Source organism: Symbiopectobacterium sp. Eva_TO, assembly GCF_053848865.1.
Genome location: NZ_JBSPEY010000004.1, coordinates 1558991 through 1580546, shown reverse-complemented (window position 1 = coordinate 1580546; position 21556 = coordinate 1558991). Strand labels below are relative to the sequence as shown.

Sequence of the window (21556 nt, the reverse complement as noted above, 5' to 3'; positions counted from 1 at the left end):
AATGGGATGGCTTGAATGCCTTAATTCACGGGGTTCTGAGCATCCTGTTCAAAAAATGGCCAAAAGATGTGTATAACGATATGAGTATAAGCAGGCTAACAACGTATCACATCAGGTCTTATGACAAAATGTATCGGGCAGCAGGGGAATTTAGGGGTTATACAGGCACTGCCTTCTGAACTTGGGGATGCGGCAGCTTTTGAACGCCAGTATTGGCATCACTGTCAAAGACGCTATAACTTTCAGCCTATTTACCGCACCAGCGGCAAACTGTTAGCGATAGAGCTGCTTACTGCTGTGTTTTCGCCAGCGTTCCCGCAGCGTTTTGTTTCACCTGAAACCTATTTTGCCAGTATCAATGTGGCTGAGCGGTTACAGGTAGTGATTGAGCAAATGCAGCTTCTGTCGCGTTGGCATCCTCGCTTTATTCAGGACGGCATTCTGGCGTCAGTCAATGTGGACGGGCAAACGTTGCATGCGTTACAACAGAGCCATGAAGCGAAACAGTTGATCGCCTCCATGCCCTGGCTGCGATTTGAGATCGTTGAAAATCAGGGGACGCTCTCGCAAGAAGTCTTGACCATGTTTCCTGAAATGCGCCACCTGTGGCTGGATGATTTCGGGGCGGGCGTCGCCAATTTTTCTTCGTTGATGCAAGCGCAATATGACTGTATCAAAGTGGCGCGCGAGCTGTTTATTTTGCTGCAAAAAAGTGAGGAGGGCCGTCAGCTGTTCCCGTCGTTGGTGGCGCTGCTGTCCCGCTTTTGTAATCACGTGGTGGTTGAAGGGGTCGAAACGCAGGAAGAGTGGGGCATGGTAACGCAAACGCGGGCTGACGCGGTGCAAGGGTATTTCCTGTCTCGCCCCCAGCCTTTTGAGAATTTTAGCGAGTTGAAATCTACGCTGTAATCTTAGCAGAGTCAGTCCAACCTGTTGGACTGGTATCACTGTTAGCGCGTTGGTTACTTGACACGATAATTTACATTTTATTTCTCCCTTTCCTCGCGCGCTGCTTTTTCGCCGTTTGTTGTCCTGCCTGACGTCTAAACGTTAAAAATGGTGATTCATTTTGTTATACAGGCTCTTTTCATTGTTTGATTCTTGTAATTTTTTCAGTAATGGTGTTTTATATTGTTAATTATTAGTGGAATGAACCTTGCCGCTCCTGATCTTGATGGGGGCTCAACAGGTGCACATGATAAGTGAAACGATTTTGTATTGATGTTAACTTTATGAATATAATGAGAAAATGGTTTTTTATTTAATGAGAGCGATAAATTATCGAGTGGTGATATATTTTATTGATTAAAACAATGATACCTATTGGTGTAATTGATTTGCTTACAGAATTTTGATGTTCAAAATACGTAACATTGAGATTCGTAAGTTTTTTATTTCATTAGATAAACTTATAACACGAGTTGGTAATGACTCCAATTAGTAGAACATGTGTTTTTCGATGAAGGCTCCGATGACTTTTTCGTGGATCTCGACGGAGCGCGAGAAGCAAATCGTTTTACGCGCCAGTCGTTTAATGCGGGTACGGAGCGTCAGGTTATTGCGCTCTATGCGTTGCGTGAAGATCTTGCCAGTCAGATGTTTCTGCTTCGGAACCTCTCTTGCATAGCTGCCCCAGTTGTCACTGGTAATCATGCCGATGTTGAACGGTGTCAACAGAGCCAGCAATTCACGGCAGGTCTCATCGGTTCGGGGGCCAAAAGTGTAGGCCAGAACACCGCCCGTTTTGGTATTGTAAGCCTACCAGTGCTGTAGCGCCTGACTGCCAACGAAGCTCCATTGCTCATCAAGTTCACAGATAAGGGCGACGTCGGCGTGAGCAACGGGAGAAGACGTTATCCTGCGGGGCGAGAGCTTTTTAAAGCCCGGATGACCGTATTGATGCCGATTTTCAACGTTCTGGCGGTATCGCGAACACCGGCACCGTTGAAGGCCATATCAACGATCTGCTCTTTGACTCCCGGCTTTCGCGCTTCATAGTGGTAGGTAAGCTGGAATACACGGCGACAGCACTGACACCGGAAGCGTTCGCGCTTAGTTGGACTAAGGCCATGTCGATAAACTTTATCTGAATGGCAGCGAGGGCAATGAACAAAAACAGTAACCACGTGGAAACCTCAAATAGCGGCAGAATATCACAAAAGCCAACTATTTGAAGGCATTACCCACGAGTTATTATTCATCACCTTAACGCTAATTAAAGATACTCTGTTTGGACTTGTTATTTTTATTTACACACAGTGATAGATGGGGGCTTTATGCTGATGTTCCTGATCTTGACCCACCATCTCCGGACAGCTTTTGTATCTTAAGTTAACGATGCCCGCTGGCGCCGATATTCTCTTGGGGAGTTGTATCCCAGCGCACTGTGCGGATGGTTTTCATTGTAATGATTGAACGCCGCTGCAAGATTCTTCAGCGCTGTTCGCACATCGGGTTTTGGCATGAAGGCGATGTAATCTTCCTTCATCGTCTTCACGAACCGTTCTGCCATGCCGTTACTCTGTGGACTGCTCACTGCTGTTGTGCAGGGCTCCAGATTCCGTTCTCTGGCGAACTTCCGCGTTTCATGCGCTGTGTACGCTGAACCATTATCCGTCAGCCATTGCACTGGTTTATCCGGCAGCGCGCTACCGAAGCGTTTTTCCACCGACCTCAGCATCACATCCTGCACGGTTGAACTGTCATAACCCCTGGTGCTCGCTGCCCAGTCTATGGCCTCCCGGTCGCAGCAGTCCAGTGCGAACGTCACCCGCAGCTTCTCGCCGTTGTCACAACCGAACTCGAAGCCATCTGAGCACCAGCGCATATCGCTCTCTGCTACCGCGATTTTGCCTTTATGCTCCCGCTTCTGACGTTCAGTTTTATCATGCAACAACAGCAGGTTATGCTCGCTCATTATCCTGTAAAGCCGTTTGGCGTTCACCGGTGGAAGTCCCTCTGCACGACGTTGCTTACGCAGGATACCCCACACTCGGCGGTAACCGTAACTGGGCATGTCGCTGATGATACGGAGGATGTCCGATAATATCTCAGCATCAGCTTCGTCATTACGCCGGTTGCTGCGCCTGTCCAGCCAGTCGGCAGAACGGTTAACCCGCAGTGACAGCTGCGCACGCGACACGCTCATGGCGCGGCTGACCAGAGCTATTCCCCGTCCTTTGGCAACAAGGGCGCGTGCGCTATCCATTTTCGCGACTGGCGGTACTCCACTGCTTCTTTGAGGATCTCAACTTCCATCGTCTTCTTACCCAGAAGGCGCTGTAGCTCCCGGACCTGCTTGAGGGCAGTCGCCAGCGCCGAAGCTGGAACCACTTCTTCTCCGGCCGCAACGGCGGTGAGGCTTCCTTCCTGGTATTGCTTCTTCCACTTAAACAAAAGGCTGGGCTGGATGCCATGCAGGCGGGCTACATGGGAGACGTTCATCCCCGGCTCCATTGTCTGCTGAATGATGGCGATTTTCTCTTGCGGAGTTTTACGCTTACGGACTTCTTGCCCTAACAGGATCCCGGTCATTTCAAAATTAGCATGATTGTTAGACATATATCTAAGCCTATCTCTTATCTGGAGATACAGCTACTGTCTGGTGTTACAGGGGGCTACATCATTCCTATGTTTTTGAATTCATCTGAACACAGGAGCGTTTTTTCATCCCTCCCTCCCGCTCTCCGGAAAACTGCCGATCCCGAATCTGTATGGGAGAGCGGCGCTTTGTCTGTGTGTTTCACTATCCGTGATGTGGTTTGTATGACCAGTTCTTCCGAGGACTGAGGGGCGTGTTATTGTGTATGAGATAATAATAACCATACTTATAATACTGTTGTTGGTTTCTGTTATCAGAAACAGGGGAAGCAAGCAAAAGTTTAAGCAGGATCGCGAAAAACAAGACTTCCTCGATACGATTTTTTATGCCACAGAATATAGCCCGGCTTCGATCATTATTGCGAATGAGAATTGTGAAATTCTTTATGTAAATCGTCAGTTTGTAACCATGTCCGGTTATATGCCCGATGAAGTGATCGGTAAAAAAACCAATATAATGAATTCGGGAATGACCAACCCCAGCGTGTATGAAGATCTTTGGTCAACGCTCGATCGTGGTGAAACCTGGAGCGGTGAATTTATTAACCGTCGTAAAGACGGGCAGCTTTACTGGGAAAAGGCCAATATTTCTAAAATCTATAATAAAGTCACAGATTCAACGAATTATGTTGGGGTGAAGCTGGACATTACGGAGCGTAAAGCAAAGGAACATCACGATAACTCTTATAATCGCGCCTTAGGCTGTGTCCCTTAATTACATAACCTCTGGTAAAACAGGCGGATGCAGCCCAGTTTCAACATTGCCAGATAATTCCTCGCCGTTTTGTCGTAACGTGTCGCAATGCGACGGTATTCTTTCAGACGGCCAAAGCACCGCTCAACAACGTTCCGATTGCGGTAGGCGTCACGATCGAGCTTTGAACGACCATCCACCGCCATTTTTTCAGTGGATTTTCGGGGGATGACAGTTTTTATACCTCTGTTTTTCCGCTCGTTACGTAATACATGCCCGGAGTACGCCTTGTCAGCCAGCACCGCATGACCACGGCGTTTCATACTGCCGTTCTGGCGTTGAACACCAATACCGTCCAAAAGACGTAGTGCAAACTGACTTTCATGAGCCTGACCGGGGCTCAACACGATGTTTAACGGAAGACCACTTCCGTCTGTAGCCATATGGATTTTGGTGCCAAAACCACCTCGAGAGCGACCCAGACCATTATCTCCGGTGATATCGGGATGTTTTTTTGAGCACCGGCAGCACATTTCAGCGCCCTGATATTGCTACCATCCAGCGCAGTCGCTGACCAGTCCACGAGGCCATGGGCATCAAGTGATGAAAGTAACTTATTGAAAATAATGTTAATGACTCCCGATTTTGACCATCGGTTAAAGCGGTTATAAACGGTTTTCCATGGGCCGTATCGCTCAGGTAAATCACGCCATGGGGCACCAGAGCACAGCACCCAGAACATGCCATTGATAATCATGCGATGCTCAGCCCATGGGCGTCCGGCCTGTGGTGTTGCTGGTTCAGCAGGGAGTAAGGGCTGGATGATAGCCCATGCTTCATCGGGAAGGTCGTAGCGAGCCATAGTTTAAAATGATTTAGAAACAAACAGTTAGTATAACTCATGGGATTAAGGGACACAGCCTAGTACTGACCGCGCCTGTTGCCATGGTGTGGTGGCGCAGGCGCGTTATGGTTTACAGCGGCAATGCCATGATCACCGCATCTTCGCGCCCGTTGGCTGCCGGGTAATAGTTACGCCGCAGCGACACTTCGTTAAACCCCAATTGCTCATACAGCGCGATGGCGTTGGCGTTGGATGCACGAACCTCCAGCCACAGTGTGGTAATGCCGCGCGCCTCCAGCGTTTTAATCAGTTGTTCCAGGAGATGCCGACCGTGGCCTTGCCGTTGGTGTGTCGGGTGAACGGCAATATTGAACAACGTCGCTTCATCCAGTACCACTTGGGTAATGGCAAACGCCACCAGCGTATCGTCGCGTGTCAATTTCAGGTTCAGGTAGCGTTCGCCCTGATTACTGTTAAAGGTGCTTTCCGTCCACGGAAAAGCGTGGCTTGCCTTTTCGATGGCAAAGGCGGCAGGAAAATCGTGGGACGTAAGGGGAGAAATAACGTGCATGATAAACAACCTGAATTAATGGGCCTCTTAGGCTGCCAGCAAGGGAAGATGTTCACTGATTTGTTGCCACAGGGCGCGTTTGGCACTGGGGTTGGCGTAAAGCTCGTCCAGCGTCGGACTACTCAATTGCACCCCCGTCCAGGCGGGCGGCACATCAACCCCCAGACACCAGCTATGGCAATGCGTCGAAGTGGGCAGCATGGCAGTCTGTTCCGGTGTGAGCGGGTACACTTGTTCGGGGCGCAGTGACAAACTGTGCAGCACATCGCCAATCAGAGGGTCATGGGCGGTGGGGAGCGAAGCGGCAACAATCACCAGACGCGTTTGTGCGGGCAGGGTAACGGCAATCTCGCCCTGCAACACCGTGGGGCGGCGTAACGTCCACTGAGTAATCCCCATCTGTTGTAAAAGCCAATCGCGTCTTGGTGCCATGATATCCAGTGCTCGGTTCGCCATGATAGCCGCGCTATGCTAACAAACCTGATACGGATGCGCCAATAAAGTGAACCGGCAGCAGTGCGTTCCCCTTTAAGCCTGGTAATGGCCAACGCCGTATTTTTCACACCGCCTCAGTGAAAAATAAAACATCTCACGTTAATGACGCTTCAATGTGATTTGTTGCAAGGAGTGCCATATGCGCTCTTTGTCACCGTCTTTTAAGTTAGCTTGGTTAAGAACACGGAGAAAGGCGACTTTGTTGGTGAATTGTTCGCCTTGGGTCAAGGTTGCAGTAATACAAGAGAGAATGTCGGTGTTCAATACGCTTATTTTTGATCTTACTTGAGGCAATGGATTGGGGCGCCAGCCACTTTCTGCAACAGATAACCAGTCAGCGCGGTAACGATATTGGATAGCCTTGGCGGCATCCATCTGCGCCTGGATAAACGGCTTTACCGACTCGCCGAGCAACCCGAGCTTTTCTGCCACCGCGACGGAGTTGGTCATCACGTTGACTTCCTGAGGCACGTCTTCAATGGCAAGGTGTTTTTCCGCTTTATACCCTGCAACATCCTTCATGTAAGACAAACGCTGGTTAATCAATGAGGCCAGATCGCTGCATTGTGTGGGGGAGGCTAATGCCGTTTCGGAAAAGAACAGTCCGGCTAAAAGTAGCGACCTTGCTGACACTTTACTAAACATTTAACGTCACCTTTTGCTATTAGGGGGATATGCCTTCGATGTAGGTTTGATCTTGACCCACCATCTCCGGACAGCTTTTGTCTCTTAAGTTAACGATGCCCGCTGGCGCCGATATTCTCTTGGGGAGTTGTATCCCAGCGCACTGTGCGGATGGTTTTCATTGTAATGATTGAACGCCGCTGCAAGGTTCTTCAGCGCTGTTCGCACATCGGGTTTTGGCATGAAGGCGATGTAATCTTCCTTCATCGTCTTCACGAACCGTTCTGCCATGCCGTTACTCTGTGGACTGCTCACCGCTGTTGTGCAGGGCTCCAGATTCAGTTCTCTGGCGAACTTCCGCGTTTCATGCGCTGTGTACGCTGAACCATTATCCGTCAGCCATTGCACTGGTTTATCCGGCAGCGCGCTACCGAAGCGTTTTTCCACCGACCTCAGCATCACATCCTGCACGGTTGAACTGTCATAACCCCTGGTGCTCGCTGCCCAGTCTATGGCCTCCCGGTCGCAGCAGTCCAGCGCGAACGTCACCCGCAGCTTCTCGCCGTTGTCACAACCGAACTCGAAGCCATCTGAGCACCAGCGCATATCGCTCTCTGCTACCGCGATTTTGCCTTTATGCTCCCGCTTCGGACGTTCAGTTTTATCATGCAACAACAGCAGGTTATGCTCGCTCATTATCCTGTAAAGCCGTTTGGCGTTCACCGGTGGAAGTCCCTCTGCACGACGTTGCTTACCCAGGATACCCCACACTCGGCGGTAACCGTAACTGGGCATGTCGCTGATGATACAGAGGATGTCCGATAATATCTCAGCATCAGCTTCGTCATTACGCCGGTTGCTGCGCCTATCCAGCCAGTCGGCAGAACGGTTAACCCGCAGTGACAGCTGCGCACGCGACACGCTCATGGCGCGGCTGACCAGAGCTATTCCCCGTCCTTTGGCAACAAGGGCGCGTGCGCTATCCATTTTCGCGACTGGCCGTACTCCACTGCTTCTTTGAGGATCTCAACTTCCATCGTCTTCTTACCCAGAAGGCGCTGCAGCTCCCGGACCTGCTTGAGGGCAGTCGCCAGCGCCGAAGCTGGAACCACTTCTTCTCCGGCCGCAACGGCGGTGAGGCTTCCTTCCTGGTATTGCTTCTTCCACTTAAACAAAAGGCTGGGCTGGATGCCATGCAGGCGGGCTACATGGGAGACGTTCATCCCCGGCTCCATTGTCTGCTGAATGATGGCGATTTTCTCTTGCGGAGTTTTACGCTTACGGACTTCTTGCCCTAACAGGATCCCGGTCATTTCAAAATTAGCATGATTGTTAGACATAGATCTAAGCCTATCTCTTATCTGGAGATACAGCGACTGTCTGGTGTTACAGGGGGCTACATCAGCCGCCGGCCTTCGCAGAAAACGGATGATACGCCTTCAGGCACAGAGTAATTCTGTTTCGATACCGTCTCCCGAGACCCTGTACATGATTCTGTGTAAATGCCTTTCTCAGTAGTGACCGTCCAGGCGGTCACCGAACTCGATAATAAAACGGCTCATTGCCATACGCCAGTCCCGCAGTGGCATCGTCCATTTCTGTGAGGCCGACTGGATTGCCAGCCACACCACCTTTTTCACTGCGTCGTCAGTCGGGAACACCTTGCGTTTTTTAATCGCATGCCGGATAACACTGTTCAGCGACTCGATGGCGTTGGTTGTGTAGATGACTTTGCGGATATCTGCCGGGTAAGCGAAGAACGTTGCCAGATTGCTCCAGTTCGTCTGCCAGCTCCGGCTTATCTGTGGATAGCGGCTGTCCCATGCGCTGGCGAATGCTTCCAGCGCCTGCTGGCCTGCTTCTTCCGTAGCGGCCTGATAGATGGCTTTCAGGTCGCGTGTGACGGCTTTGTAGTCCTTCCAAGAGACGAACCTCAGGCTGTTGCGTACCATGTGCACGATGCACAGCTGGATGCGGGCTTCCGGATACACCGCGTTGATGGCGTCCGGGAAGCCTTTCAGACCGTCGACACAGGCGATGAGGATATCGTTCAGGCCGCGGTTTTTTAGTTCTGTCAGCACATTGAGCCAGAACTTCGCGCCCTCGTTTTCGGCCAGCCACATACCCAGCAGTTCTTTCTGGCCCTCGATGTTGATACCCAGTGCCAGGAACACGGATTTATTGATGACGCGACTGGCCTGCCGGACCTTCAGGATGATACAGTCAAGGTAAACAATGGGATAGACTGCATCCAGTGGACGATTTTGCCATTCAGTAACCTGTTCCATCACGGCGTCGGTGACCTTCGAGACCAGCGCCGGTGAGACATCCGCGTCATACAGCTCGTTGAACGCAGACGCTATCTCGCGGGTGGTCATCCCTCTGGCGTACAGGGACAGGATTTGGTTATCCATCCCGGTGATCCGGGTCTGGTTTTTCTTCACCAGTTATGATTCGAAGGAGCCATCACGATCGCGCGGAGTACGTAGTGCCAGAGGGCCATCGCCGGTGGTCACGGTGTTTGTGGAATAGCCGTTGCGGGAGTTGGCCCCCGGTTTGGGCTGATTTTTATCGTAGCCCAGATGGTGGGACATTTCGGCGTTGAGAGCAGCCTCAACGCTGATTTTCTTCAGCAGGCGATCGAATTGTTGGCTGAGATCGTCAGGGGTTTTGAGATTTTTGGCCAGTTCGTTAGCCAGAGCCTGCAACTGTTTTTCGTCCATAAATTAACCTGTTTTTGATGTTGGATTGAACATATCAAAATCAGGCAATTACACAAATTTATGTACAGGGTCTTTCCCGGAGCGCCTAAAAACCGGGGAGTTATATCTGGCGATGGAGTTCTCTACAGCCGTACATCTTTGTGCGTGTGGCTGTGGACAAAAAGTATTTACTCCATTCTCCCCGACCGACTGGCAGATGATGTTTGACGGTGAAACCATTTCTCTAAAGCCCTCCATCGGTAACTGGACCTTTCCGTGTCGCCCCCACTATTGGGTAAGAAGTTCGGCGATTGTCTGGGCCGGAGATATGACTGAGGAGCAAATTAAAATAGGTCGTTTGCAGGACAGAAGAGCCAAGGCCCGACGTGAACTCTCGGTGACTGAAAATGAGCTCGCGGCCCCTGAAGTACCGCACCGCAATGCAGTAGAAGGCAGCAACAAATCAGATTCCGGGGGCTGTTACATAAGATTAAATCCTGGTTAGGGCTCTAAATTCACTAAATGGACAAGTACATTTCCTGAACGAGCATCACATATATTTTCGTGGCTTAACGTGCTCTGCTCTTCAGGAAGAATTACTGTTTCGTTTAAATAAGCGTGACCAGCCCCCTGTACATTAACACGAGATGAGTTTAGTAACTTCCGCTTTGGCACTTAGCCGTCCCCTGGCGACGGGGGTTATGCTGCTTATTTCGCCGATTGCGATCACTGATTTCGGTGATTCCGATCACGCTTTTTTCCCCTATGTCAGGAGAGTTGCCGCAACAGACGGATCACTGATTTTCTGCCCCCACCAGTCCATCAGCTCAACACGCTGTGTCATGTAGGTTGCACGGTTATACGCGGCACGGGTCGGGTTAGCATCAATATGCGCCAACGTGGCTTCTATCACATCCGGCGGGAATCCGGCCTCGTTCAGCGTGGTACTTGCCCAGCGCCCGGAATCCGTGTGATACCAGCTCACCACCATAACCCATTCGCCATAGCGCCTTGTTGACCGTTTCACTGTGCATCGGCTGGCTGCGTTTTACCCTTCCGGGGAAAACAAACGCCGAATGCTCACTCAGAGGCTTAAGCTGTTCCAGTACAGCCAGCGCTTGTGGCGATAGTGGCACCTGATGTTCGCGTTTCATCTTCATACACGCAGCCGGGAGCGTCCAGAGCCGTTTCTCCATATCAAAGTTCCGGCCGCCTCAGCAGGGCGTACAAGCGTCAGAAGCTGCCATAGCAACAACAGGCGCGTCATCGGGGATAAATTAGTCACATAAACCCGCTGCATCAGCTCCGGCAGGCGTTCCGGCCGGATGGTCGGCATATGCTGCTTTTTAGGCTTCACAAATGCCTCATCAATGGTTGATGCCGGGTTGGCATCCAGCAGGCCGGTGTTAATGGCAAATTTCATCACTTCATTAATCCGCTGCGTCAGGCGGTACAGGGTTTCCAGTGCACCACGTACCCTCACCGGCTCAAGCGCGACAATCAGCGTGTGCGCTTTCAGCGCCGTCACGGGGGTCTGGCCGATAGCGGGGAACACGTCACGCTCCAGTGACTTCCAGATATCATCGGCATAGTCTGCGGAAATGGTGTTTTTTTAACGGCAAACCACCTGGTCGCCACGTTGATAAACAGACTGTCCACCGCCAGCCGTTCCCATTCAGCATCTTCCTGCTCCTGCTTTTTCGGGTCGATACCCTTTACCAGCAGGGGAAGATGTTCTGCATGCAACGTCCGGGCGCTGGCAAGCTACATGGCGGGGTAATGTCCGAGGGTGATGGTGGTTCGGGAGGTCGAACCTGGACGCCTGTAGCGAAAGCGCCAGATTTTTTTACCGGTGGTTCTGACGAAAAGGGTCAGCCCTTGTCCATCGAACAGTTCGTAATCTTTAACGGCGGGTTTTGCCTTCTGGACTTCCGAGGCAGACAACGGACGGGTAAGCACAGCCATAAAGTCACTCCTTAATCTATCAGTGGAAAATGACAGTGATGGAGCGGTGCAATATTCTGTTTTCTGAAACGTCTTTCAGCCCAAAACTCAAAATAGGCCTACAAGATTTCCACCTTCGAAGACGTGGGCCCATTCATAGGCACATTTGCTCCGGCTCCCCCGGTACCCGGAAGGGAGTATACAGAGGAAAAAAAACCGTATCTTGTTGATAGTGATACGGTTTTCTTACTTCCCCGGACTCTATGAGACGCCCCAGGAATGTATATTGGTGGGTCGTGCAGGATTCGAACCTGCGACCAATTGATTAAAAGTTCCTAGAACCCCCTTTTAATACAGTCAATTACCGCATTCTACCGCGCTCACACGTCCCAAGATGCGAAAACATGCAAAGGCTTGAAAACCGATTTAAACCTTTGTGTGTCCCAAATCTGTCCCACCCCTGTTTAGCATATTTGTCGAAAAAATCTTATGCACTATACTCATAATTTTAATGCTCCTTACTTAATCTGGCACTATGAGGAATAAGTAAAAATACAAGTTGCTATTGCAATAATTTATAAAATCATGATTGTTTATCACAAATTCACTTGGTGATTATATACATTATTTCAATGGTTAAATTTTGATGGTCACGATATACTGAACCCATGAAAAACTCGTCACTATCCCAACATGATTCACTGTTCAAAAAGTTCCTTGGCGATATTGCTGTAGCTCGGGACTTTCTGGAAGTGCATTTGCCACCTCATCTTCGAGAGCGCTGCGATTTCAGCACTCTTGCAATGGAATCAGGTAGCTTTATCGAAGATGACTTGCGCACCCAGTGTTCAGATATGCTTTACTCGATAAAGACTACGATGGGCCACGATGGTTACGTTTATTGTCTTGTCGAGCACCAGAGCCGCCCAGAAAAGCTAATGGCATTCAGGCTTCTACGGTACAGTGTAGCAGCCATGCAGCGGCACCTTGAACAAGGCAACGACACCTTGCCGGTAGTGATCCCGCTGCTGTTCTATCACGGCACCACATCACCCTATCCGTACACTACCCAATGGTTTGACTGCTTTGCTGACCCTGAACTGGCAGAATCAGTCTATAAACAAGCGTTCCCGCTGGTTGATATCACCACAATACCGGATGAGGAGATCCTGACGCACCGCCGAGTAGCACTCCTGCAACTCGTACAAAAGCACATCAGAACGCGAGATATGTTGGAACTTGCCGCAGAGTTAGCTACTCTAATAGAAAAATGGCAGTATTCCAAAGAACAATGCAAGAGTTTATTATATTATATAGCTAAAGCAGGAAATACGATTGACGGCGAGGGGTTCATACGTACCCTTGCAGAAAAAGCACCGACTTACCGGGAGGATTTTATGACTATTGCAGAACAACTTGAAGCTAAAGGTGAAGCTAGAGGCGAGGCTAGAGGCTACCAGCTAGGCCAGCAAGACGGCGAACAAAAAGGCTACCAGCTAGGCCGACAGGATGGAGTTAACGAGGGATTACAGCAGGGTGAGAAAGCCGCTTCTCGCAAAATTGCACAACAGTTACTAGCCAACGGTGCAGAGCGATCTTTGATAAAGATTGCCACCGGCCTTTCAGAGGCTGAGTTAGATAAACTATGAGGCAAGAAGCTAGCTTGCCTCTAGTTTATATATAACTTATTATATTACTTAAGTATTTTTTGCTTTTGATGGTAGCAAGTCGCTTTAAGCAAGAACTCCCAAAAACTATCCTGATTTGCCAACCAATTATCAAACTCATTTTGTATAGTCATCCAGTTTTCTGGTCGTAGTGGGATGATCTCACATCCGAGTCCTCGCCCGTTTTTCTTGTCTGCTTTTGTGCTTCCTCTCCATCGGTTCCATAGTGTGCGAGAGCCGGAGCTATTTGTCCGGCTGATGATTCGATTTCATCTGTCATTAGCCACATGGTGTATTTTTTGAATCTAGGATGCTTTGTAATTTTAAATAAAATATTACTTCCAACTCCCTCTCTCCTGTTAGTTTCATAATATGTCTGTGTTTTTATTGGAATACCTGTTAATTCAAAGAATTCTTTCCTCGTTAAACCTTCGGCTTCTCTAATATCTCGTATTTTTTTTCCAATACTACTTGACGATACCGCATTCATGGTACTAAACTCCTTAATAGATACCGCATTCGCGGCATTAATTAGGCAAATGCACCCAGTTTAAGCATAACAGATTAAAGCTCTATTTTTGATGTTTAAAAGGTCAGGAACGGTCTACAGCGGTCTAGAAGGGTCTGGAAGATATGAGGCACAGATGACTAACAGTGACTACACAGGGCAATATCCCGTTGACGCAGTGACGATAGAAAAGTTTGCCGAGTTGATCGGTAAGACAGATGAAGCCGTCAGATTGATGATTAAACGAGAAAAATTGCCCGTGGTGGATTTTCAAGACCCCAACAAACCTAATTCACGGGTAAGTGAAACGTGGATATACCTCGCTGAATTCAATCGCATAGTCCGAGAAGCCTACTTTAACCGTCCCGCAGAAGAACGTGATGCTTGGCTTAAATGGCTTGGATTGTAAAAGCTAGAAATTTGAACAAAAGCGAATAGCCAGCGTTTAGGGCTGTGACCTGCTCTTTAACAATACGGTATCAGCAAAAAAAATCTGTAAAACGGATGGCAGGGAAGTTGCACCTGTAATTTGCTGATAGCTGAGCATGAAGTTTATGTGAAGCGGAGTTGAGCCTACTTTACGTAGGGACTTTCCGAACGGGGTATGCCGATACAGGTGTACACAAACACTGAATAACCAATAGGTGGATTTGTAGTAAGTACGTTTCGTGCTTAGCATAAATCTTCTTATGGAGGAGATATTTATCAATGAATGCTCGCCAACGTTGCCGTGAACGGCGTCAAATGCATTATCGCGACCAATCTCGAATACGCACAATAAGATTAAGTTTACTAAAAAAACGCTCAACCGAAGAAATCATTAATAACATATGGCGTGAACCCGCCGAACATCACACGCAAGAACACGATGTCGTAAACCTTCTCGCGTCATTTAAAAATCAAGTAGACAGATACCCTACAGACAGTATTAACAACCGCTGTCTAGTAAAAACTTACCTCTATACGGTCAAGAGCAGCTATCGCCGAAGAAGGAAACAGTATGGACATTCAAACTGAAAATGAAATTCTTCGCGCACTGAAAAAATTAACGGTTGAAGAAGAGGAATTTTGTCAGCCAGGCGGGGAATATTTATACGAAAGTTTAACCAACGCTTATCTCGCACAAAAACTTTCCGATGCAGATAAAGGCGATGAATACGACGCATGGTTACTAGCACTGGAAACTACCGACGGATTCGATGAAGTCTTGTACGATGTTACCCAGAAAGTTGAACAAATTTTATATCTGATGCGATGCCGTGATGCTTACTACGAGGTACCTGCGTAATGAAAGACAAAACGCACTATAGAAAGGCGTTCGATTCTCCTTATTTGAGCAGCGCTGATATTGTTGAGCCGATAGTATTAACCCTCTCTCATGTTGTGCTCGAATCAGATAAAACCAAGAAAACGCAAGACAAGTTCAATACGGCTTATTTCAAAGAGAAGCAGATTAGACCAAACGAAAAACTTAAGCCAATGATTCTTAATGCAACCAATAGCAAGGTCATTAAAAAAATATCAGGTTCGTCATTTATCGAAGACTGGCAGAATTTAACCGTGATGATTGGGGTTGAGCCATATCGTTATACACATCTTTTGGCCATTTTTTGAACAGGATGCTCAGAACCCCGTGAATTAAGGCATTCAAGCCATCCCATTGGCTTTTTGAGGTTCAAAATGCCACTCTGAGATAAACCCGTAACTCATTGATTAAACAGTGCGTTAGAAAGATGTGTATAACGATATGGGGTTGAGCATGTCAAGTTTGGGCGTGAATATGTCGAAGGATTAAGAATCTATCCTGCCATTACCCAGAAAAAAACATTAACACCCACTCAGGTTGAAATGTGGGAAAAGGCCAAACAAAGCTACATCAGTAATAAGTCGCTCGACAAAGTATTAGCGCATGTTGAGATGTCGCAGGAAGACCAGGAACGCCTCAAGAAGGAGTGCGCTAATGCAATGGCATGACGTGCAGCAAAATACAGATGCGTGGGATACGCTTCGTTTAGGAAAGGTCACTGCATCACAGTTTAGCACTTTTATGGCCAACCAGGGAAAAGCTTTCGGCGAACCCGCCAAGCGATATGCGTTACAGATTGCCCTGGAAATTATTACAGGGAAAAAATCAGAATTTAGTTTCACTAATGAGCACATGTTACGTGGACACGAACAGGAGCCAATAGCCAGAAGGCTATACGAAGAAACAAACTTTGTTGATGTAACCAATGGCGGATTTTTTGATTGCGGTGATTATGGCGATAGTCCAGACGGATTAGTTGGAAATGATGGGGTTATTGAAATTAAGTCCGTTACCGCCGCTGTGCATTTTGAAACATTGAAACGTAGAACGTTTGACCCCGCTTATAAATGGCAACTTATAGGCCACCTTGATTGCACAGGAAGGGATTGGGTCGATTTTGTCAGCTATTGCGCGGATTTTCCTGAGCATCGGCAATTAATCTCGCATAGGTTGTATCGCAAAGATTACGAAGAAGAGATTAATCAACTTAGAGCAAGAAGAAAAGCGTTTCTTAATCTGGTTGCCACTACCTGTGATGTTATAGAAAAAAGTTGATTGAAATAATCAATCATAAGCGAGACAACATAATGACAATAAACACCGTGATATTTTCCGGTAATCTTGGTGGTGACTGTACGACACGCAGCACCACAAGCGGCAAGTTGATTGCCACATTTTCTTTACCGGTCAAGCAAGGATACGGCGAGCATGAGAAAACCTCTTGGGTGCAGTGTCGGATGTTTGGGGCTAAAGCTGAAAAGTTACCCATTTATCTGACACGAGGAACTAAAGTTACCGTTATCGGACAGTTTGTTCTCGAAAGTTGGACTGGTAAAGACGGAACGGAAAAAACAACCGCTGTTGTTCTGGTTAACGAGATTGATTTTTCTAGCAGACAAGAAAATCAGCCTAAGCAATCTCAACCGTTACTCAGTCAACCTCGAAATACATCGCCAGAACAATTTTATGACGACGAGATCCCCTTTTGAAGGGTAGTTTAGAGAAATTTCATAATCGCAGTAGCGATACCGACGATAGCAGCCATCATCCCTGCCATTTTTATAAGTAACCAAGTTGAGATGCTTTCAACGTCCTTGCGCAGTAAGGCAATTTGTGCGCTCGTATGAGCTTCGTTTTTTTCAAAGCGATGTTCCATATCCTTACGAACATTGGCAATCTCGTGCCTAACATTGGCAATCTCAGCGGATAAATCTTTGCGGACATCGTCGATTTTGGCGTCGGTTTTCTCGAACTGAGCCGCTGTATCTTTGCGAACATCGGCGATGTTGCGGTTGACCTCGGCAATTTCGTGTTTTACTTCAACGATATCAGCCTTTGTAGCCACATCAGCCACTTCATGAGACTTGCGAACAGCGATAGAAATCGCTCTTGCCTGATCTTTCGGCAACCCTGCGTTTTCTAGTGTCTCGACGAACTCTTGTGTATCAAATGCAACTTGGCCCATTAGGGAATCTCCTGTTTTTTCTTTAGTTTAAACCCTTTTAGGGTCAACAAGCAAAATTTTAAAAGTCACCTATCGATGCATGTCAACCAAATTCATTTAACAATGGGCTTTGTTGAATAAACAGATTTTATGCTACCAGCCCAGTAAAACGATTGTTTCCAGCAACGTAAAATCATGCAGTTAAGCATCATGAGAAAACGGAATGCCTGAGGTGATAAGCATTTTCTACCAAAATGGGCATAGTAAAACAGCACGATTCCCTATTATTCAACAAAGCCTTAACAATGAAGAAATTATTATGACCAAAATCACCAAAACAGAACTCATGCTCTTTAAATCAGCTGATTCAGATATTGAGTTACAAGGGACGCTTTACCAAGGCAGGCCCGTGTTCTTTGCGGTCGAACTGGCAAAGGCTCTTGGATATAGTGACCCACATCAGGCACTAAAAAATCACTGTAAGTCATTGATTAGAATTGATTCCGTCGAAACAACGGAATTGAATTTAGGCTTTTACCCTAAAGGAATAATCCTTGCGCCGGAATCGGATCTCTATCGCCTGATACTGAAAAGCAAACTACCCTCTGCTGAACGTGTTCAGGATTGGGTATGCGAAGAGGTGTTACCAGAATTACGCCAGCAGGGAAGCTACAGCATGAAAACAGCCCATCGTGACGAAGGTAGCGGCTTACCAGAGTACCGTAAGGCCCGAGCCATGCAAATCCAGATGGAGATAGCCGAAAAGACTTTCCGGTGGGCCACAGGTCTTTCTGATGCCGCCCGTCAAGCCGTTATTGCTGGACTGATTAACCCTATAGCGGGCAGTGAAGTTATCCCTCTGCCTGTGCTTGAAGAGAAGAGCTATACCGCCACGGAAATCGGCAAGATGTTTAATATTTCAGCTAACAAGATTGGCCGTATTGCCAATGACAACAACATGAAAAACGATACATACGGCAAATACTATCTAGATAAGTCACGCTATAGCACTAAACAAGTTGAGTCCTTTCACTACAACGAAAAAGCGCTTCAAAAATTCAATGACATACTTGTTGCTGAGCAGGAAGCAATAGCAAGCGAACTCGTTTGACGGCAAGGACAAAAATGAGCTATATTGTACTCAGCACCTCAGTAAAACGGGTGCCGGGTTTGAGATCCCGAGTACAGAAGCGGACGTTAAGCCGCTTAAATTTGCGGTTTTTTTACGTCTGAAATCAGCGTTACGCCCCTGTTATGGTGGGACGTAGCGGGGGAGCCGAAAGGCTCGCTGGTTTCTTCTGTACCAGTATCTCAACCCCATTACGTCTCGCCACCCCGTTTGAGATCGGGGCGGTGAGGTTGCAAAACCTTACAGAAGAGGCTACCACTATGGTTGCTACCACCCAAACTCGCCCCGAGTTTATTGATACCTACTGGATTATCCCAGAATACTCAACGACCCCTTACGGCAAAGTGTCATTCACTCGCCAAGATCGCCGCACCTTCATCAGCTTGTTCAAAGACAGCCGCCTGATATGGGCTGGTCGTCAACCTGTACGTACTGGCATGGAGGGAAATTAACATGAAAATTGTTGATATCTCGGGTGCTCAACAGGAAAAGATAAGACCAGAAATTAGTTATGAAAGCCACACTAGGCTCATTAGAGCAATGGAAGTGGCGGGATATATTTACGAGCACATTAACAGGCATTCCTGTGAACATGAGCCAATGCCTTGGCTTCCTGAAATTATTGATTATTTACGAGAAGATATTAGTTGCATTTTTAAGGAAATCGATGAATGGGAGTTGAGAGATAGTTTATCAAAAGTCGATTTAATTAAAGAAAATGATTTACAGGAGCCTTGTCATGACTAACGTTACCTATGCCTATTTTAAATCAAAAGATGAGGAACAGGCGTTTCTCATGACTGGAAATGATATTGGTTTTACTCAGTGGAATAATGAACTAAAGGAGGCGCTACTACTTGCGCCAATTACATTGAGGCAATACAAAATATTTGATGCGATACACAGACTTACTCTTGGCTGGAATAAAAAATCTGATCGTATCACTAATACACAGTTAGGGAAAATGACGGGTATTCATCATACGCATGTTTGCAAGGTTAGAAAAGAACTTGAAGATATGAATATGATATTAAAAATCAGAAATGAGGTGGCTATAAATCAAAATTATCATGAATGGAGTTTTAATAAAGGTTTAGCTGAACCAGCTAATAAAAATAAGCCAAATCAGCAAGATTTAGTTGAAATAGCTAATAATGATGAAACATTAGCTAAAACGGCTAATAAAAATGAGCCAAATCAGCTAAACATTACCAAATTGGCTAAAGGTTGCCAAAACAGCTACACATTAGCTGAAACGGCTAATATGAGTTTAGCTAAATCGGCTAATGCGAGTTTAGCCAAGTCAGCTAAACACCAAAGAAAGGAAATACAGGAAAGAAATATATTAAAACATAAACTACCCCAAACCCCTTCTTTGGCAAAATCAAAATCGTTTGACCCAAGCTCGGTAGAACTTCCCACTTGGCTACCAAAATCAACCAGGGATTCTTGGGTGCAGTACCGCAAGGAAATCAACAAACCGATTAAATCCCAGCAGACGGTGATCCAGGCTATCAAGCTGCTAGGCAAGTGCCGCGATAACGGACATCAGCCTGAAGAAATTATCAACGCCAGTATCGCTAACGGTTGGCAAGGACTGTTCGAGCCGAATCAACCCGGAAGAACTCAGCAGACGAAACCTCACTCTGTCGCAGATAGCTTTGCTGACAAGGACTATGGGGAACCGCAGCTACCTGATTGGGCAAGAGAGTGTCTAGCGAGGGAGGGTCTATGAACTACAGTGCAGAAATTACAACCGTGCGTCAAAAACTGGCAGACCTGAATGCGCCACCCAAGCCACTAGAGCACACGGTTTACGAGGAGAAGGAGGCTATCTGTGACAGGCACGGCTTATTCAAACAGCGTTGCCGCCGGATGGCACTTCACGGCAAAGGGATTGAAACAAGAAGCGAATGCCCTGCTTGCCTGACCGAAAAATTATCTCAGTTGCAGCAAGCCGAAGCAGAGCGGGAGAAACAACGCAAGCACAGCAAAATTAAAATGCTCATGGATAACCTGAACCTGCCGGAACGCTTTGCCAATGTCACCTTGGATAATTACGAACGAGTGAACACCGATGCGGCTCGTTGCTTAAAACTTTGTAACGACTATGCCACACATTGGCCTGAACGTCTTAAGCGGGGTGGCGGCTTGGTGATGTGTGGCAAGCCCGGTACAGGCAAGAATCATCTGGCACTGTCGATTGCCAAGCACGTTATCAACGAACATCAAAGTTCAGCGCTATTCACGACAGTTTTACGAATTGCCCGCGAATTTAAATCAACGTGGAGTAAAAGTGCTGAATACTCTGAGTCAGAGGTTATCAAGCGCTATACCCAACCTGATTTGCTCATCATCGACGAGGTAGGTGTTCAGTTCGGTAGCGAGGCGGAAAAGATGATTTTATTCGAGGTTATCAACACGCGCTACGAGAGCATGAAACCTACGATTCTCATCAGTAATTTGGCATTGAACGAGCTGGCCGGATTTATCGGGGAACGTGTTATCGACCGTATGAACGACGGTGGCGGTTGCACTTTGACGTTCACGTGGGGCAGTTACCGTTCACGCATGGCTGCATAAACTCAAACATCAGCCAGAAATCAATGTTAACCACGCTAAAACGCCCGTAGAGGCGTATTCACTCTCTATAATACCTAAACCTACCACCTCCTTGATAAAAGCGCTCACAGTGGCGCAAGGGTGGGATTTGTTAAATTTTCAAGAGTAGTAAAATAATATGCTCAAAAAAAGCTGGTTTCGACATGAAGCCATTAGCACACGACAAGCCAATAGGCTGGTTAAGCAATACACCGAGAAGGGCTATCATGTTGAGAAAACATTGAATACTGATAAAAAACTGTGGGATGTGGCTGTCAAACTGGAAGAAAGCCGAAATAACCAACCTACACCACGCTGCATGATTAACCAAGTCTGGAATTCCCCGTTATATAAAAATCCTACCGTGGTTTAAATCATATCGTTATACACATCTTTTGGCCATTTTTTGAACAGGATGCTCAGAACCCCGTGAATTAAGGCATTCAAGGGCTTTGTTGAATAAATAGATTTTATGCTGGCAGCCCAGTGAAACGACGGATCCTCGCAACGCAAAATCATGCAGTTAGGCTTCATGAGAAAACTGTACACCTGAGGGGACAGGCATTTTCTACCAAAAGTGGCTTGGCAAAACAGCATGACTCACTATTATTCAACAAAGCCGCATTCAAGCCATCCCATTGGCTTTTTGAGGTTCAAAATGCCACTCTGAGATAAACCCGTAACTCATTGATTAAACAGTGCGTTAG

At 47.4% G+C, this 21556-nt stretch carries 22 protein-coding genes and 4 pseudogenes; 15 read left to right on the top strand and 11 right to left on the bottom strand.

What is annotated here, in order from left to right:
• Window positions 1-120 precede the first annotated feature (120 nt).
• On the top strand, window positions 121-909 hold the full coding sequence (pdeH, locus tag ACWWJF_RS10325; RefSeq protein ID WP_455869380.1) for a cyclic-guanylate-specific phosphodiesterase: 789 nt from the start codon (window positions 121-123) through the stop codon (window positions 907-909).
• Between the two features lie 528 nt (window positions 910-1437).
• On the opposite strand, the pseudogene ACWWJF_RS10320 reads toward pdeH, so the two are convergent.
• Window positions 1438-2126: pseudogene (locus ACWWJF_RS10320) on the bottom strand (IS1 family transposase).
• Window positions 2127-2326: 200 nt separating this feature from the next.
• A protein-coding gene (locus tag ACWWJF_RS10315) for an IS3 family transposase (RefSeq protein WP_455871030.1) occupies window positions 2327-3534 on the bottom strand; the annotation gives its coding sequence in 2 pieces (ribosomal slippage) (window positions 2327-3213 and window positions 3213-3534; 1209 coding nt in all).
• 268 nt (window positions 3535-3802) lie between these two features.
• Between ACWWJF_RS10315 and ACWWJF_RS10310 the strand changes: the two are divergent.
• Window positions 3803-4300 (top strand): annotated as a pseudogene (locus ACWWJF_RS10310) (PAS domain-containing protein); the annotation flags it as partial.
• A gap of 11 nt (window positions 4301-4311) precedes the next feature.
• On the opposite strand, the gene ACWWJF_RS10305 reads toward ACWWJF_RS10310, so the two are convergent.
• The 6 genes and pseudogenes from ACWWJF_RS10305 to ACWWJF_RS10280 all read right to left on the bottom strand — a co-directional run bounded on the left by ACWWJF_RS10305 (window position 4312) and on the right by ACWWJF_RS10280 (window position 9551).
• Window positions 4312-5156, bottom strand: a protein-coding gene (locus ACWWJF_RS10305) for an IS5 family transposase (protein WP_455869298.1) whose coding sequence is annotated in 2 segments (ribosomal slippage) — window positions 4312-4811 and window positions 4811-5156 — 846 coding nt in all. Because the reading frame shifts where the segments join, the coding sequence is not laid out codon by codon here.
• Between the two features lie 112 nt (window positions 5157-5268).
• Window positions 5269-5709: a ribosomal protein S18-alanine N-acetyltransferase gene (gene rimI / locus ACWWJF_RS10300; protein WP_455869379.1), complete on the bottom strand. Its 441-nt coding sequence runs from the start codon at window positions 5707-5709 to the stop codon at window positions 5269-5271.
• A gap of 27 nt (window positions 5710-5736) precedes the next feature.
• Window positions 5737-6141, bottom strand: a complete 405-nt coding sequence (locus ACWWJF_RS10295) for a DNA polymerase III subunit psi (RefSeq protein WP_455871029.1) — start codon at window positions 6139-6141, stop codon at window positions 5737-5739.
• A 162-nt stretch (window positions 6142-6303) separates the two neighbouring features.
• Entirely contained in the window at window positions 6304-6849 is a 546-nt protein-coding gene (locus ACWWJF_RS10290; protein WP_455869378.1) for a chorismate mutase, read from the bottom strand.
• Between the two features lie 84 nt (window positions 6850-6933).
• Window positions 6934-8141, bottom strand: a protein-coding gene (locus tag ACWWJF_RS10285) for an IS3 family transposase (protein WP_455871028.1) whose coding sequence is annotated in 2 segments (ribosomal slippage) — window positions 6934-7820 and window positions 7820-8141 — 1209 coding nt in all. Because the reading frame shifts where the segments join, the coding sequence is not laid out codon by codon here.
• 198 nt (window positions 8142-8339) lie between these two features.
• Window positions 8340-9551 (bottom strand): annotated as a pseudogene (locus tag ACWWJF_RS10280) (IS256 family transposase).
• A gap of 112 nt (window positions 9552-9663) precedes the next feature.
• On the opposite strand from ACWWJF_RS10280, the gene ACWWJF_RS10275 reads away from it, so the two are divergent.
• Window positions 9664-10035, top strand: a complete 372-nt coding sequence (locus ACWWJF_RS10275; protein ID WP_455869377.1) for a DUF6527 family protein — start codon at window positions 9664-9666, stop codon at window positions 10033-10035.
• Between the two features lie 258 nt (window positions 10036-10293).
• Here the strand turns inward: ACWWJF_RS10275 and ACWWJF_RS10270 are convergent.
• Window positions 10294-11495, bottom strand: a pseudogene (locus tag ACWWJF_RS10270) (integrase domain-containing protein).
• Window positions 11496-12142: 647 nt separating this feature from the next.
• On the opposite strand from ACWWJF_RS10270, the gene ACWWJF_RS10265 reads away from it, so the two are divergent.
• On the top strand, window positions 12143-13123 hold the full coding sequence (locus tag ACWWJF_RS10265) for an Rpn family recombination-promoting nuclease/putative transposase (protein WP_455869376.1): 981 nt from the start codon (window positions 12143-12145) through the stop codon (window positions 13121-13123).
• A 148-nt stretch (window positions 13124-13271) separates the two neighbouring features.
• Here ACWWJF_RS10265 and ACWWJF_RS10260 read toward each other — a convergent pair whose 3' ends face one another.
• Window positions 13272-13631, bottom strand: coding sequence for a helix-turn-helix domain-containing protein (locus ACWWJF_RS10260; protein WP_455869375.1), 360 nt, complete (start codon window positions 13629-13631; stop codon window positions 13272-13274).
• A gap of 154 nt (window positions 13632-13785) precedes the next feature.
• Between ACWWJF_RS10260 and ACWWJF_RS10255 the strand changes: the two genes are divergently transcribed.
• The 6 genes from ACWWJF_RS10255 (at window position 13786) to ACWWJF_RS10230 (ending at window position 16664) form a co-directional block, all read left to right on the top strand.
• The gene (locus ACWWJF_RS10255) at window positions 13786-14058 is read left to right on the top strand and encodes a Cox family DNA-binding protein (RefSeq protein ID WP_455869374.1); all 273 of its coding nucleotides are present in this window, start codon (window positions 13786-13788) and stop codon (window positions 14056-14058) included.
• Window positions 14059-14649: 591 nt separating this feature from the next.
• Window positions 14650-14937, top strand: coding sequence for a hypothetical protein (locus ACWWJF_RS10250; protein ID WP_455869373.1), 288 nt, complete (start codon window positions 14650-14652; stop codon window positions 14935-14937).
• Window positions 14937-15263 carry a hypothetical protein gene (locus ACWWJF_RS10245; RefSeq protein ID WP_455869372.1) on the top strand — a complete coding sequence of 109 codons (327 nt, stop codon included), beginning with the start codon at window positions 14937-14939 and terminating at the stop codon, window positions 15261-15263. Before ACWWJF_RS10250 ends, ACWWJF_RS10245 begins: the two co-directional genes overlap by 1 nt.
• Before the next feature lie 234 nt (window positions 15264-15497).
• The gene (locus tag ACWWJF_RS10240) at window positions 15498-15623 is read left to right on the top strand and encodes a hypothetical protein (protein ID WP_455869371.1); all 126 of its coding nucleotides are present in this window, start codon (window positions 15498-15500) and stop codon (window positions 15621-15623) included.
• The gene (locus tag ACWWJF_RS10235) at window positions 15610-16230 is read left to right on the top strand and encodes a YqaJ viral recombinase family protein (protein WP_455869370.1); all 621 of its coding nucleotides are present in this window, start codon (window positions 15610-15612) and stop codon (window positions 16228-16230) included. Before ACWWJF_RS10240 ends, ACWWJF_RS10235 begins: the two co-directional genes overlap by 14 nt.
• A 32-nt stretch (window positions 16231-16262) precedes the next feature.
• Complete coding sequence (locus ACWWJF_RS10230) at window positions 16263-16664, top strand: single-stranded DNA-binding protein (protein WP_455869369.1); 402 nt, start codon at window positions 16263-16265, stop codon at window positions 16662-16664.
• Between the two features lie 8 nt (window positions 16665-16672).
• On the opposite strand, the gene ACWWJF_RS10225 is transcribed toward ACWWJF_RS10230, so the two are convergent.
• On the bottom strand, window positions 16673-17140 hold the full coding sequence (locus ACWWJF_RS10225; protein ID WP_455869368.1) for a hypothetical protein: 468 nt from the start codon (window positions 17138-17140) through the stop codon (window positions 16673-16675).
• A 202-nt stretch (window positions 17141-17342) separates the two neighbouring features.
• On the opposite strand from ACWWJF_RS10225, the gene ACWWJF_RS10220 reads away from it, so the two are divergent.
• The 5 genes from ACWWJF_RS10220 (at window position 17343) to ACWWJF_RS10200 (ending at window position 20831) form a co-directional block, all read left to right on the top strand.
• On the top strand, window positions 17343-18230 hold the full coding sequence (locus ACWWJF_RS10220) for a BRO-N domain-containing protein (protein WP_455869367.1): 888 nt from the start codon (window positions 17343-17345) through the stop codon (window positions 18228-18230).
• A gap of 278 nt (window positions 18231-18508) precedes the next feature.
• A complete protein-coding gene (locus ACWWJF_RS10215) occupies window positions 18509-18700 on the top strand; it encodes a hypothetical protein (protein WP_455869366.1) in 192 nt (63 codons plus the stop codon).
• Between the two features lies 1 nt (window position 18701).
• Entirely contained in the window at window positions 18702-18995 is a 294-nt protein-coding gene (locus ACWWJF_RS10210; protein WP_455869365.1) for a hypothetical protein, read from the top strand.
• Complete coding sequence (locus ACWWJF_RS10205) at window positions 18988-19983, top strand: replication protein (protein WP_455869364.1); 996 nt, start codon at window positions 18988-18990, stop codon at window positions 19981-19983. The genes ACWWJF_RS10210 and ACWWJF_RS10205 overlap by 8 nt, the downstream gene beginning before the upstream one ends.
• Window positions 19980-20831, top strand: coding sequence for an ATP-binding protein (locus ACWWJF_RS10200; protein ID WP_455869363.1), 852 nt, complete (start codon window positions 19980-19982; stop codon window positions 20829-20831). Before ACWWJF_RS10205 ends, ACWWJF_RS10200 begins: the two co-directional genes overlap by 4 nt.
• Window positions 20832-21556 lie beyond the last annotated feature (725 nt).